Origin of the sequence: Porphyromonas uenonis 60-3 (assembly GCF_000174775.1) — a bacterium.
GTDB lineage: Bacteria > Bacteroidota > Bacteroidia > Bacteroidales > Porphyromonadaceae > Porphyromonas > Porphyromonas uenonis_A.
Genome location: NZ_ACLR01000246.1, coordinates 1 through 13,381 on the forward strand (window position 1 = coordinate 1; position 13,381 = coordinate 13,381).

The following is a 13,381-nucleotide window of genomic DNA, read 5'->3' on the forward strand; positions in this document are numbered from 1 at the left end:
GTCTGTTGAGTTGAGCAGGTAGTCGTACTCGCCACCTCGATAGTAGTGCTTGAGTGTGGTCAAGAGGTTGTCGATGTTGAAGTCCTCCCTTGTTACCTTTATCTCCCTACTGAGTAGCTCTTGACGATACTCGTCAAGCATAAACTCATAGTAGGTGTTGAAGCTGGGAACGATAGAGCGATCCGCAGTAATCTTATTGATATAGGCTCCAATGGAGGCGAATAACTCGCTGACCTCTGTTTTGGTCACTTTCTCGTCTCCCGACTTCCACAAGGTGAGGATAAGGGTCGCCAAACTCTCTTTCTTTTCTATATCGAAGACATAGTCGTCGGTATAGAAGGGGTTGAAAGCGATGGGGTTCTCCTCTGTATAGGTGTAGTAAATACCATCCTCACCTTTGGTCTTGGCGTGGATAAACTGACACAAGCCCTCATAAGAGTTACCTGTATCAATCAGCAGTATGTGCGTTCCCTGCTCATAGTACTGGCGTACCATGTGGTTACAGAAGAAAGACTTACCACTACCCGAAGGCCCCAAGATGAACTTGTTGCGGTTCGTGGTTATACCTTTCTTCATCGGTAGGTCACTGATGTCTACGTGTATGGGCTTGCCCGACAAACGATCACACATCTTGATGCCAAAGGGCGAGAGACTGTCCTTATAGTTGGTCTCGCCTGAGAATAAACACAGCGCGGGCGGTATAAACGTCCAGTAGCTTTCTTCAGAGGGAAAGTCACCTGCATTACCAGGCATACCTGCCCAGTAAAGCGTGGCGGTGTCTACCGTGTTGTGCCGTGGTGTGCAATCCATTGAAGAGATAGCACTACCCACCATATTCTTAATGTCGGTCATCTCTCGCTCGTTGTCACTCCAAGCTAAGACGTTAAAGTGCGCTCGTATGGGGCTTATGCCCATCGTTACAGCGACGTTGAGATATTCGTGAATCCACTCCTCATTGATAGCGTTAGCTCGTGAATAACGAGCCAGTGAGTGCATATTACGGGCGGTACTTTCAAAGCGTTTCTTAGCCTCCTCACCATCTGGTATGAAGAGGTACTGGTTGTAGATGTGATTGCAAGAGAGCAAGAGACCCACGGGACTACTAAAGGACAAGCGACAACTACTTTTGTCGGTCGATAGTTTCTCAAAAGCTCTATCAGTGCTTACACTGGTTGGTAAGTCCTCTGTGCTAGATAGGGTATGCAGACAGAGCATCTTGTCGCCTATCCTAACGTCCTTAGCACGTAGCGACAAGTCCTCTAGAGAGGCGGACTTGTCTCGCTCTAAGCTCAGATAACGGTCTAAGAGACCTCCCTCGTTATCCTTGCCTAGAAGCTCCTCCTCGGTGAGGCGGACGATGCTAAACAAGCCTGAATCGTTGACGATGCGCTCAAACTGGTCGACAGCGTCTAAGAACGCATTGATACCCTCCTTGTCGGTCATCTCCTTAGGGACAAGTCGACCCTGCACAAGGCTCGAAAAGTCACTTTTCTGCGCCATACGCTGGCGGGTTGTCTTGGTCAGGTAGAGATAACAGTCGTGATTGAGGTAGGGACGCTCGTTGAAGTGTCGCTCACTAGATCGGTCTAGAAAGCTCATTTGAGCGTCTCCTAGATGCTCAGCTCGATAGGTCTCTGTGGTGTACCAATCTTGCTTATGTACGATACTATAGACGGGCAAGACTTTGATAGCCTTGTTCCAAGTACTATGTATCTGCTCATACTCCTCCTCTGTGATGGTGAAGAGTTCGGGTAGCTCCACTCTAAAGGCGACCGTCAGGTCGGCCTCCTTAGAGATGATGCACCTCTCCACCGCAAGAAGCGGAAAGAGCCTCTCTAGATTTCTTACTTTCGCTGTGTTGCGCATCTGAGCATACTTCTTACTGTACGACGATGGATTAGGTAGTCGGGGTGCTTCGCAACCGCTCGGAGCTTCATTAAGCCGTGGGTGCCATACTTCTTATTCATTTTGAATACGGTATAGACCAGCACTGTTGCTAGCAGAGCTGAGATGCCGACCATAAGCACGGACGGCACGCCCACGAGGTTAAGAACAACAGCTACAAGGAAGACCCCTCCCAAGCCACAAGCAAAGATGACGAGGTACTGAGACTTTAGTCCCTTGAACTCAATGGTCGCTCCAATGCCCTTATTGACTTCGTAGGTCATACTAACTGATAAAGAAGGCCTTCAGAACGCTTGCCGAGATAACGAGAAAGATACAAGCTCCGAACCACGAAGCAGCGGTCTTGCCTGTATCGGGGTCGCCCTGACTAAACTTTTGATACACCTTGATAGCACCAATCAGACCAACGACTGCCCCGATGATGTAGATAAGGTTGACAAGAGGGTCAAAGTATGCCGTTAAGGAGCGAGCAGCACCCTCAAAAGCCCCCACACCACTGGTGGCTGATTTCTCTGCGGATAGAGTGGTGGTGGTGAGCAGATATAGTATTGGTGCGAAGAAGAGCTTGACAACTCTTGTTGTGCGGAAAAGAATGTTTCGTTTCATAGGTTCTGATTTAATATGTCTATGGATTTAAGCTTTAGAAGTGACAAGCTTGTTGATAGCCTCCTTGACAGCTTGCTGTTTTTCGGAGACGCCATCTAGCTTTTGCGCTCGCCACGCTTTTTGTTCAGAAGAGGACATAGAGGGATAACGAGCTAGTTCTTCGGTATCTATATCGGTAGCACTAGATGGCTCACTATTGTAGCTTGTGTCTAATGGAGAGCTTGTGGACGCAACACCGAGCTTGTCGCCTACCTGCTTCTCAACCTGATGACGGGTAGCTATACTTTTTCGGTCGGGCTTACGCTGGGCTTCGGAAAAGTATATGGACATATCTGTGTGTGGTCGTCCGACAATCTCCATATACCGACCTCTTTTGCGAGAGGCGGGAGACTGTAAAGGCGGAAGAGGCTTTGACTTTTCAGTTGTAGTCTGTCCAAATCGCTTACGAGGGTTTATGTCAGGTAAGCGAAGAGCTATGTAGACAACCGCTAAGCCAAAGAATCCAATAAGTGCAAGTGCAAAAAAGAGGGACATACTACTTACTACTCATACTGTCGGGAATAAGAGGTTGTTTCAAACGCTTTGAGGTCTCCTCATTGAGTATCTCCTTGTACTGGTTTAAGTGGCTTAGGAGGATATTCTCTACATACCCGCCCATAGTACTTTCACCGTCTCCTAGATAACTAAGCGTACGCTTAATAGTTAAGTAAACATCTTCGTTGAGAGAGACGTTGCACTTACGGTTGGAGAGGGAAGTTCGTACGGGAGGACGGAAAAACGTAGCAGAATACTCTGAAAAGTCCGCTGGAATGGTAATAGCTGATTGTTCAATATTGGTAGGCATGGTATTGAATTTAAAGGTTGTTAGAAGATTTCATATCGGTCGCAATTGATAGTGGAAGCTTAGCTCGGGCATCTGTCCGAATAGGTGAGAGGAGCTGGTAAGCTAGCTCAGCATTGTGATCGTACTTAAGCAGGGCATTAGCATAATTAAGAATAGCAACAGGATCTTTGGGGTACTGCTCATAAGCAGAGCGTAGATAAGGCACGGGGCTGTTGCCTCGCTCCATCGCTTGCTCTGCTAGATAGAACAGCTCGTTCTGTTTGAGTAGAAGAGGGTTCTTAGCATAGACGCTTGCTAACTCGTCCGTACGAAAAGCACCGACCTCGTAGCTCATCGTAAAGGTGGTGCGACGCAAGAGAGGGTAATAATCCGCAAGTAGATGGTTGTAGTTGCCTAGCTGGCGCATAGACTTGTCTCGCTTGACATCTGTGGGGACATCGTCTATAATGCGCATCACCTGAGACTTGTTGTCAAGAGTACTCTCAGAGACTAGTCGGCGTAGTCCAGACCAGTCCTCGCCTGCACCTGAGACCTCAACAGAGGCTACGAGGTTGGGAAAACGTCCCTGAACGTAATCATAGAGAGCTTGCGCACGATACTCACTGAGACGCTGGTTGTAGTTAGCGGTACCCTCTGGCGAAGCGTAACCTACAATAGATAGCGAACTCAGACGAACACCCTCCTCCTGCTGAGAAGCAACGATAAAGCGATTAAGACGCTCTAGCTCTGCTGAGTTTTCGCTAGTAAAAAGCAACTCGCTAGAATCGTATCGAAAGCTCACGTAGCTATCAAAGCTCTTTTTATACTCTTTGGTCTGTTCGTCTGCTGGACGAATAAAGGCATACTCGTAGCGTCCTAGGCTATAAGAGTCTAGATGGATAGGCTCGCTCTGGTAAGCGACTAGAGCTGACGGACAGGAGGCACAACCATAGCGTTGCATATAGAGCCGTAGCTCTCCGTGACGCATCCATGGCTCAAAGTCAATCTCATAATGTGGAGCGACTATGTCTCCCTTACGAGCGTAAATGGACTCTTCGGGACGATTGACTATCTCGTAGACAACTCCTTGAGCATTACGCAACAGCTTATTGCGCTGTATCTGCTTGTGGCGACTGTCGCCCACGACGTAGACTGGCGCAAGCTTGTGTTCTTTCCTGCCATCGCTGGATCGATATATAGGATAAACACAAAGAAGCTCTTGGCTCTTAACTTTGCAGTATGATGTTAAGTCGACATCGATTGTAAGAGAGTGTAGGTTCCGATGATAATTGATTGTGTAGTCTTTGCGAGACAGGGAGATGAATGATGTCTCAACCTGTGGGTAAGCCTGAGCCGACAGCAAACACAAACTTCCAAACAGTACTGTTAGGAATATAGATAGATTACGAATGTGTTTCATTGTTGTTCTGATTGATAGAGAGGTTACTTGAAAAAGAAAATGTATGAGAGTGAAGCTTTAGTCGGGCCGACATAGTTAGCGGAAGCCTCACTGTTCTTGTAGCCACACGCTAGACACTTGTGATAGTCAATACGAGCATAGCCACCCCCAACAGACAACTCTATAGAAGAGCGTGGCGACAACACCCATTGATAACCAACACTAAGACCTCCTCCATAAAACCAACCGATATAGCGCTGGTTTTGCATTACAGAGTTCTTATTCTCTAACACAAAAGGAAGATTGACGTGTCCAATACGAACTTGTCCTCCTAGAGCGTGTAGACCAATGAAGAATCCATTGAAGGATTCGCACGTCCAGTAGCGAACCTCACTCTGTGCAAGCCAGTGAGACCATTCAGGCAAACGGTCTTGCTTGCGAAAAACAAAGGTGTTGTTGCTGTACTGTGTGTCCAGTGTTACTCGATCTCCCAAGGAAAACTCTATTCCTAAGTTAGGAGCAAAGAGCGCATCATAAGCAAAGTTGTGCTTGATGGCGACTTTCTGTGCGTGCGATAATCCTATCGTTGCGAAGCACAGAAATAGTAAAGTGATAATCTTTTGTCTCATTTATTATAGGGTTGATTACTTGCTTGAAATAAAACAGAGCGGAAAGGAACCCTACGTAAACAAACCAATTAAACTACTCTGACGAAAAAAACAATCCTAACCCGAAGAGTCCTTTCCAACCCTGTTTACATTGCAAAGGTTCAAAGATGGATTGACAAAATCTAGGGACGAGTAAATTGCGGTAAGTTGCGGTAAATCTTAGTAAGTCTAACGACTAGTTTTTTATCACCAATGCTCCTACCTTTGTGGCGTGAACATCTCAGACAAGAGAAATTTCACGAAGACACACAAGAAAGAGCGAAGTCAAAAACTTGAATAACTAAGCTCAACCGAAAAGAAGTCCCCCTCTACGCAAAAGAGATGGACTTCAAAACATAAGCAACTTCAACAACAATGTAATACAAAAAAGAAGAATGACAGAGAAGTCCAACACAAGAAGACACAATGACTACAACTTAAGAAAGTGTGCTAGACACAAATTCAACGAAACAACCACCCACTAAAGGGTGGATAAAAGTCGCCCAAAGCGAAAACTATTTTAACAAACGAAAGGTCAACGAATGAAATGAATTGGAAATGGAAGGAACCACTCCCTGTTGGACGCTGTCCGACAAGGGGTGGCTATAAAACGAAAAACGGGCAAGAAGTGTTTTTGTCGGACAAGGGAAATTTGCTCCGCAAAATTTCGCCGCCAAAAACACCTTGCCCTCACGGGAATTCAGCTCCAAAGTCGCATCTAAAAACAGAATAAAAACAACAACTAAGAATAAGCAGTCAAACAAATGAATAAGGAGGAAAAAACAAGAACTCTTCCCAGTAAGTGGAATCGCTGGGACGTTAGGCTATCAAATCCTGAAGATCAGATAAGGGTTATAGAATCTTTTAAGAGGTCAGGGTGCGACACGAAGTCGGACTTTGTCCGAAAAATGATCCTTAGAGAGGACTTCCGTGTTCTAACAGTTGATGGATCAATGATGGAATACACCACAAAATTGACTGATTTCATCTTTGCGGTGAACAAAATAGGAGTGCTATACAACCAAGCAGTAAGGGCGATGAACAAATATCACTCAGAGGCAAAAGCCGAACAGTTGCTAAATAACGTGAGCAACCAACAAATGGAGCTTATGGATAAACTACTTGAAGTCATAAACCTTACAAAGGGACTGAAAGATGATTGTAAAAGTGACGTCCCCTAAGTCCCTACTAAGGGTCTTAACCTACAACCTTAATAAGGTGGAGCGTGGGGTCGGGGCTGTGCTCTATAGTCAAGGAGTATACAATTCTATGGGACAGGTGCCGTCTCCTCAGGCTATCTACGAGGACATGATGATGCAGATACCCTCTAAAACGAGGGTGAAGAACATAGCTTTTTCTTGCTCGCTCAATCCTGACCCCTCGGAGACGCTATCTGATGAACAATATGTGCAGATAGCTCAAGAGTTTATGGAACGTATGGGATATGGTAGCCAACCTTTTGTTGTGGTCAAGCACTGGGATATTGCTCGACAACATATCCACATAGTATCTACGAGAGCGGATAAGCTGGGCAGAAAAATCTCAGACAAGCACGAAGGTCGAAAAGCTCGCAAGGTCGTTGACGCTCTAGAGCGCAAATACAACCTTAAGCTAACAAAGCCTGACAAGGAGAAGGTGGCAAAGAAGAAGCCGGTGGAACTAAAACAGGCAAAGCCTATCAATGTCAGAGAAGGAAACGTCACGGAACAAGTATACAATGTAGCTCGACAAGTGGTGCAGAAAGGAGCTTTTACCTCCATCGGAGGTCTAAACGCTCTACTGGCTCCCTACAACTTGTCGGCTAAGTTTACTAAGTCTGAACGTAAAGGCAAGCAATACGACGGCATTGTATACATACCTATGGAAGGAGGAAAGCCTGTGGCTCCCCCAATACCCTCTAAAGATTTAGGTCGGGGCGTAGGCTATACAGCGGTCAAAACGGCTATGTACAAGTCAGGGAAGAGATGCCAAGAGAAGGCGGAAGAGATGAGAGCGACTATTGCTGGCGTGATGATTACACGACCAAAAACACTGAAAGAGTTTACAGACAAACTCAATGAAAGGGGGCTGGAACTGGTTGCTAAACGCAATGATAATGGACGCATCTATGGGGCTACCTATGTGGACAGAGGAGAGATGGTTGCTATTAGTGGCTCAAAACTGGGTAGTGATTTTTCAGCTAACATGCTCAATGAACTATTCGGAAACACTCAAGAGAGCAATACAGACAGAGTAACACAGACAGATAAAACTCAGAGACGGAGGTACAGCTCTTCATCTCACCGACCCAATATAAGCGGGGAGGACTGGAAGGAGATAAGCTGGCAAAAGTACCTGAGACGCAAATACAACAAAGTCAAATAATATATAGAACAATAACAGATATGGGACAAGAAGATGATTTGAGAGGACTAGCGAAAGTAATGGATTTCATAAGAGCTGTGTCCATACTTTTCCTCATAATTCATATTTACTGGTACTGCCACTCTGCGTGGGCGGAGATGGGTTGGACTGTAGGACTGGTAGACAAACTACTGAAACAGTTTGATAGGTCTACAATACTATTCGCATCACCGTGGGTAACAAAAGGGTTTTGCATTCTCCTACTGGCACTGTCTTGCTTAGGTACACGAGGGGTCAAAAATGAAAAATACACGTGGGGACGCATATATAGTACGTTACTCCTAGGACTGGCTCTATTCACGGGGTCGTGGCTGATACGACAGCTACCTATAACACCGCTGGTAACAAAAGCTGGAGTATACGCCCTAGTTATATCGGCTGGATATGTTTTTCTGATGCTGGGAGGTACGTGGATTTCTCGCATTCTAAAGCAAAACGTAATGAACGATGTATTCAACGTGGAGAACGAGAGCTTTGAGCAGGAGCGACAGCTGATGGTCAACGAGAACTCGGTCAACATACCCACGAAGTATTACTACAAACAGAAGTGGAACGATGGCTGGATAAACGTGGTAAACCCTTACAGAGCTTCGATTGTACTTGGAACTCCTGGCTCTGGCAAATCGTTTGCAGTGGTCAACAACTACATCAAACAGCAGATTGAAAAGGGCTTTTCGATGTACATCTACGACTATAAGTTCCCCGACTTATCAATCATTGCCTACAACCACTTGCTTAAGCACGCTGATAAGTATGATAAGCTACCGCAATTCTACATCATAAACTTTGACGACCCTCGCAGGAGCCATCGTTGCAACCCTATTGCCCCTGAGTTTATGAGTGATATATCGGACGCTTACGAGAGTGCCTACACCATTATGCTTAATCTGAACCGTACGTGGATTCAAAAGCAGGGAGACTTCTTCGTTGAATCACCTATCATTCTTTTTGCGGCCATCATTTGGTATCTCAAGATTTACGAGAATGGACTGTACTGCTCGTTTCCACACGCTATTGAGTTCCTCAATCAGCCGTACTCAGACATCTTTGAGATACTGATGAGCTATGATGAGCTAGCAAACTACCTAGCCCCCTTTATGGACGCGTGGAAGGGGGGAGCGCAAGACCAGTTACAAGGTCAGCTCGCTTCGGCTAAGATTCCGCTCGCTCGTATGATTTCGCCACAGCTTTACTGGGTGATGACGGGGAACGACTTTACACTAGACATTAACAACCCTGACGACCCAAAGGTGCTTGTCGTGGGTAACAACCCCGACAGGCAGAATATCTATTCTGCGGCACTGGGTCTATACAATAGCCGTATCGTCAAACTGATTAACAAGAAGAAGATTAAGAACAAGGAGACAGGGGAGGAAAAACGAACGCTCAAAAGCTCTGTAATCATTGACGAGTTACCTACAATCTATTTCCGTGGACTGGACAACTTGATTGCAACTGCTCGATCTAATCGTGTGGCGGTATGCCTAGGATTTCAGGACTTCTCACAGCTGGTCAGAGACTATGGTGATAAGGAGGCAAAGGTTATCCAAAACACGGTTGGTAACATCTTCTCGGGTCAGGTTGTTGGCGAAACGGCTAAATGGCTTTCGGAGCGGTTTGGCAAGGTACTACAACAGCGTCAATCAATCTCTATTAACCGCAACGACACCTCTACATCTATTTCTACACAGCTGGAGAGCATCATTCCTGCATCTAAAATCTCAGGACTGACACAGGGGTTCTTTGTGGGTGCCGTGGCTGATGAGTTTGACCAACGCATCGAGCAGAAGATTTTCAACGCTCAGATTGTGGTAGATGTGGCTAAAGTAAAGGCAGAAGAGAAGGAGTATGTCAAAGAGATGCCACAGCTACTGCACAACCTTCGTGGCGAACAGCTCACGGACGATGAACTTGACCAAATAATCAAAGCCAACTACACCAAAATCAAAAAGGATGTCCTGTCTATCGTTATCGTGGAGAAGGCTCGAATAGCTAAAGAGCAGGAAATGGCGACGGCATAACAAGCACTCAAACTACAAAGACGTAGCCCTCTTAACACCGTTAAGAGGGCTACGTCTTTGTATGAAAGCTCAAACAGAACCTTCTTATTCAAATGTGGATAGATATTCCATAAACTCTTCAGCAAAGTGAAGCAGGCTGGAGCAGAAGAGGAGGGGGATGCCCTGTGCATCTTCCTTATATCCAAAGGAGCGGGCATTAGCAATAGCTGTCGTTATAACTGCTGAGGCTTTTCTAGGGTCAATGCCTCCTTTGTGCTGCTCATTGCAAAGACTTTTGAGTTTTTGAGAGCGGTTTGATATTGACTCGTTTTCTAAGAGCTGACAAAGATCCTTACTTGGCACACCGATACAACTATAATACAACCAAACCTCAACGCAAGGATTACTTATAGCCCAGCGTACAAAAGGAGGGGTGTCAACTTTCAGTAAAGATTGAAGATCTAGAGAAAAATCATCTACGTCAGAAACGAAGTATACTCTATCATTTTCAGTAAGATGATATGTACGACCTAATAGGATCAGGCTATTAGTTGCAGTCTGATAGTTTGCTGTCCAATAATCAAAAATATCCTGTGGAGAAGAGCCGCTATGGGGAGCGTGATTTCTACCCGATTTGATTCCTGTAGGACAGATAAAATAAAGAGGAATAGCACAGCCGATAGGAACTATGCAACCCAAGTTAGAAAAGTAGTGTCGTTCTTTTAGTTCGCCACCTGAGATGATAATATACAAGCGTGTAGGACGAGCCTGATCAACTACTCGCTTATAAGTACTGTTTAGCCGAGCATTTAACGGTGATACAGGTTCACCATCACGGCTTTCTCCAAAGTTGTACAACTTGACTTGACGATAGTCCTGTGGCACGGCCTGCTCGGGACGGTCATAGGATAACGACTTGACTTCAAATGGCATTGCTATCCTGCACTAAATTACCCGTATAGTTAGACCCATAGCGACCTTCACGATACTTTTGAGAGATGTCTCCACTCATCTTCTTCGTGTAGTTGTCTAGTGAATACATATAACTGGAGCCAACTCTCTTTTCAATAAACCAAACTTCGTCTGTCCGTAGAAGTCCGATAGAATCTAACAGATTAGTATCGTGTAGGGTAAATATAAGTTGACCCTTAGAGGGGTTAAGAGAAAAGAAGGCGATGAGATCCAACAATAAGTTTGAGTGAAGACTAGTGTCCATCTCATCTATCACAACTACTCCAAAACTATTGATAGCTTCAAATAGTGCTGGCATTAAGTGAAGGGCACGAATCGTTCCATCGGATTCACTCTCAATATCTAAATCATAGGTGTTCCCATCGCCACCTTGATGAGCAAAAACAAGCTCTAGTATTTTCTCCTTTCCCGCAACATTGATTCGATTTAAGATTGGACGATCCAAGTGCGAGACAACAGAGTGGATTTCAGAAGCTTCAACTCGCCTACTCATATCAAGCGTGTTGGCAAGGTCGCTGTGCTGATTTAGCCATATAGCTAAATCAGTTTCTCTCAATCGGAGGTCGTCTACACCTATATCAACACCTCGTATAACCTGTGAAGTAAATCTGTATAGGTTTTTGCTTTCATATAGGAGCGCATTTAATTGATTGTGACTAGCTCTTCCCGAGGTGACGACTAAGCACTGTTGAAACCAGTCATAAGCTTGCTTAATATGCTTCTCTTCCAAAACAGGAAACTCAAATAAAAGCCCTAATACAGACTTGTAAGGGTCTTGTGTCAAACGCTTTTCTAGAATACCTTTTGTATGAGACCACTGATCCAAACTTTTTGAGGAGAGCGAAGGGGATAACTCTATATTGCTATATTGCCTCCGATACAAACTCTCAGGAGTTTTATTAGCCCCACTAAGTAATAGTTGCTCTGTGCGGACTCCTTGTAGGTCTAACTCTACTTGGTAGATAAAGTAGGAGCCGTTGGACTTAAACTCTATTAGAATACTTAGAGAACTCTCCTTCAGTTTATCTAGTTGCTCCAAACGATATAAGTGTTTAGCAACATCAGAAGACTGGATTGTGGTTTCGGATAGAGCAAATAAACGGATGAAAGACAAAGCTTGGGCAAAGTTTGACTTACCCGAAGCATTGTTTCCATACAGGGAAGCCATCTTTAGAAGAGGTATAGTATCCTTATCAAAGATATGAGATGTCAGCTCTGTAATATCTCTATTAGGGAACATTGTAAATTCTTGACGCTCTTTGTACGACAAGAAGTTCTCCACAATTACTCTTAGCAACATAGTCTATTCATTTTTGCTCCTGAGGAGTCTCTCCCTGCAAAGGTACAACTTTTCCACTCGCAGTGATCGTGATTGACAGCTCAAACAGAAAGACTACAACTTATGGCGAGAAGACTTGAGCTCTGATTGAACTTCTTGCTTCGTCTTTAATGCTGGAGACCCTTGACCTTGTCGAGCATCAAGTATCGCTTGCGCCTGCTCCTGCACGGGTGAGCTGGGGACGACTATCTTCGGAGACTTTCTAGCTGGTGAAAGAGGAGGTGATGCAAAGACCTTAGACTGATGAGCCGTCATAGCTTGAAGCCTATCCGCTATCTTCTGCCAAGAGTAAGTACTCTCTAGCATCACAACAGTCTCCTCGTGGTCGATGTCGTCAAAGTACGTTATACCCTTTAATGGGCGAAGAGGGCTAGAGGTTGGAAACTTTTGAACGTAGAAGCCAAGCATCTCTTGAAAAGAATACTGAGTAGAAAGGTAGGCAATGTCTATAAAGTCTTTGAGTCTAGAACCATTGTCTGCTATGGCTGACAGCTTCATAGCTATAATATCAGGCTGACTATACAGACGTATACCCTCTTCCTCTAGAGGATTTTGCAAGAGAGGGTAGGGGTGGGTGATACAGTCTATCTTTACGTCATCAATACGCCCTTTGAGCGTGTTTTGTTCACTGTAGTCGCCTTGAAAACCAAACTTTGTAACAAGAGAATGCTCTAAGCGAGTTGTATCGAAGGGATAAGGAGTAAAGAGGTCTAAGTCAATACTCTTGCGATGCCCCAAATAAAGAGCTAGAGCGGTGCCTCCAGCTAAATGAAAGTCCGAAAGCTCGGACTGAGACTGTAACTGCTTTAAGAGTTCCAGCGTTCGCTTCTCAACTGTTGTCGTCTGTAGCATAACAACTCTTCTTTATTTAGCTTGAAAAAGGAACAGACAAAGGCAATATCCTTTTGAGATAGGTGGCGAACAGCCTTTAGAATCTCTCGAAAATTCTCTATGCCTCCATAGCGGTTGATAGCTCCACGATAGTCTTCTGGGCGACCTCGCTCAATAATACGCTCTACAACTATGCACTTTGATTTTTCCCAATCAAAGTCAGTCAAGTCATACTCCCATAGCAGGCTGGAAGAGATGAGTTGACTATCACCGTGAGGTATGTATTGTTCAATAGGATAAAGCATCGCTTATAGACTTACTATCGCATAGCAAATATACTAAAATCTCATCAGACCAAGATGAATATCCATCGGAGAGATTGAAATTCTCGCCGTGGCTAGTTACTCCCACAAAATCTACTTCAAGGCTAAAGTGTACTCCTTATAGAGTTGTAAT

14 protein-coding genes are annotated in these 13,381 nt (G+C 45.0%); 3 read left to right on the forward strand and 11 right to left on the reverse strand.

The window, feature by feature from the left end; all coding sequences use genetic code 11:
- The 7 genes from PORUE0001_RS09615 to PORUE0001_RS09645 form a co-directional block, all read right to left on the reverse strand.
- Nucleotides 1–1,866: TraG family conjugative transposon ATPase (locus PORUE0001_RS09615; RefSeq protein ID WP_007366271.1), on the reverse strand; the 1,866-nt coding region annotated here is incomplete at its 3' end.
- A complete protein-coding gene (locus PORUE0001_RS09620; RefSeq protein WP_007366260.1) occupies nt 1,845–2,168 on the reverse strand; it encodes a DUF4133 domain-containing protein in 324 nt (107 codons plus the stop codon). The genes PORUE0001_RS09620 and PORUE0001_RS09615, both read right to left, overlap by 22 nt.
- Before the next feature lies 1 nt (nt 2,169).
- Complete coding sequence (locus PORUE0001_RS09625) at nt 2,170–2,511, reverse strand: DUF4134 domain-containing protein (RefSeq protein ID WP_007366264.1); 342 nt, start codon at nt 2,509–2,511, stop codon at nt 2,170–2,172.
- Between the two features lie 27 nt (nt 2,512–2,538).
- Nucleotides 2,539–2,841: a hypothetical protein gene (locus tag PORUE0001_RS09630; protein WP_007366273.1), complete on the reverse strand. Its 303-nt coding sequence runs from the start codon at nt 2,839–2,841 to the stop codon at nt 2,539–2,541.
- Nucleotides 2,842–3,046: 205 nt separating this feature from the next.
- Complete coding sequence (locus PORUE0001_RS11170) at nt 3,047–3,355, reverse strand: DUF3408 domain-containing protein (RefSeq protein ID WP_039865911.1); 309 nt, start codon at nt 3,353–3,355, stop codon at nt 3,047–3,049.
- Nucleotides 3,356–3,365: 10 nt separating this feature from the next.
- Nucleotides 3,366–4,478, reverse strand: coding sequence for an OmpA family protein (locus PORUE0001_RS09640; protein WP_007366268.1), 1,113 nt, complete (start codon nt 4,476–4,478; stop codon nt 3,366–3,368).
- 299 nt (nt 4,479–4,777) lie between these two features.
- Nucleotides 4,778–5,362 (reverse strand): DUF3575 domain-containing protein, encoded by a 585-nt coding sequence (locus PORUE0001_RS09645; protein WP_007366279.1) that lies wholly within the window; start codon nt 5,360–5,362, stop codon nt 4,778–4,780.
- A gap of 782 nt (nt 5,363–6,144) precedes the next feature.
- On the opposite strand from PORUE0001_RS09645, the gene PORUE0001_RS09650 reads away from it, so the two are divergent.
- The 3 genes from PORUE0001_RS09650 to mobC are packed head-to-tail and all read left to right on the forward strand — an operon-like array spanning nt 6,145 to nt 9,804.
- Entirely contained in the window at nt 6,145–6,561 is a 417-nt protein-coding gene (locus PORUE0001_RS09650; protein WP_050771577.1) for a hypothetical protein, read from the forward strand.
- Nucleotides 6,536–7,744, forward strand: a complete 1,209-nt coding sequence (locus tag PORUE0001_RS09655) for a relaxase/mobilization nuclease domain-containing protein (RefSeq protein ID WP_007366267.1) — start codon at nt 6,536–6,538, stop codon at nt 7,742–7,744. The genes PORUE0001_RS09650 and PORUE0001_RS09655 overlap by 26 nt, the downstream gene beginning before the upstream one ends.
- A gap of 20 nt (nt 7,745–7,764) precedes the next feature.
- Nucleotides 7,765–9,804 carry a conjugal transfer protein MobC gene (gene mobC / locus PORUE0001_RS09660; RefSeq protein WP_007366261.1) on the forward strand — a complete coding sequence of 680 codons (2,040 nt, stop codon included), beginning with the start codon at nt 7,765–7,767 and terminating at the stop codon, nt 9,802–9,804.
- Nucleotides 9,805–9,888: 84 nt separating this feature from the next.
- Here the strand turns inward: mobC and PORUE0001_RS09665 are convergent, their stop codons facing one another.
- The 4 genes from PORUE0001_RS09665 to PORUE0001_RS10210 all read right to left on the reverse strand — a co-directional run bounded on the left by PORUE0001_RS09665 (nt 9,889) and on the right by PORUE0001_RS10210 (nt 13,230).
- Entirely contained in the window at nt 9,889–10,716 is an 828-nt protein-coding gene (locus tag PORUE0001_RS09665; protein WP_007366277.1) for an RloB family protein, read from the reverse strand.
- On the reverse strand, nt 10,706–12,055 hold the full coding sequence (locus tag PORUE0001_RS09670) for an AAA family ATPase (RefSeq protein WP_007366282.1): 1,350 nt from the start codon (nt 12,053–12,055) through the stop codon (nt 10,706–10,708). The genes PORUE0001_RS09665 and PORUE0001_RS09670 overlap by 11 nt, the downstream gene beginning before the upstream one ends.
- 93 nt (nt 12,056–12,148) lie before the next feature.
- Complete coding sequence (locus PORUE0001_RS09675; protein WP_007366266.1) at nt 12,149–12,946, reverse strand: nucleotidyl transferase AbiEii/AbiGii toxin family protein; 798 nt, start codon at nt 12,944–12,946, stop codon at nt 12,149–12,151.
- Complete coding sequence (locus PORUE0001_RS10210) at nt 12,901–13,230, reverse strand: DUF6922 domain-containing protein (RefSeq protein WP_081454325.1); 330 nt, start codon at nt 13,228–13,230, stop codon at nt 12,901–12,903. The genes PORUE0001_RS09675 and PORUE0001_RS10210 overlap by 46 nt, the downstream gene beginning before the upstream one ends.
- Nucleotides 13,231–13,381 lie beyond the last annotated feature (151 nt).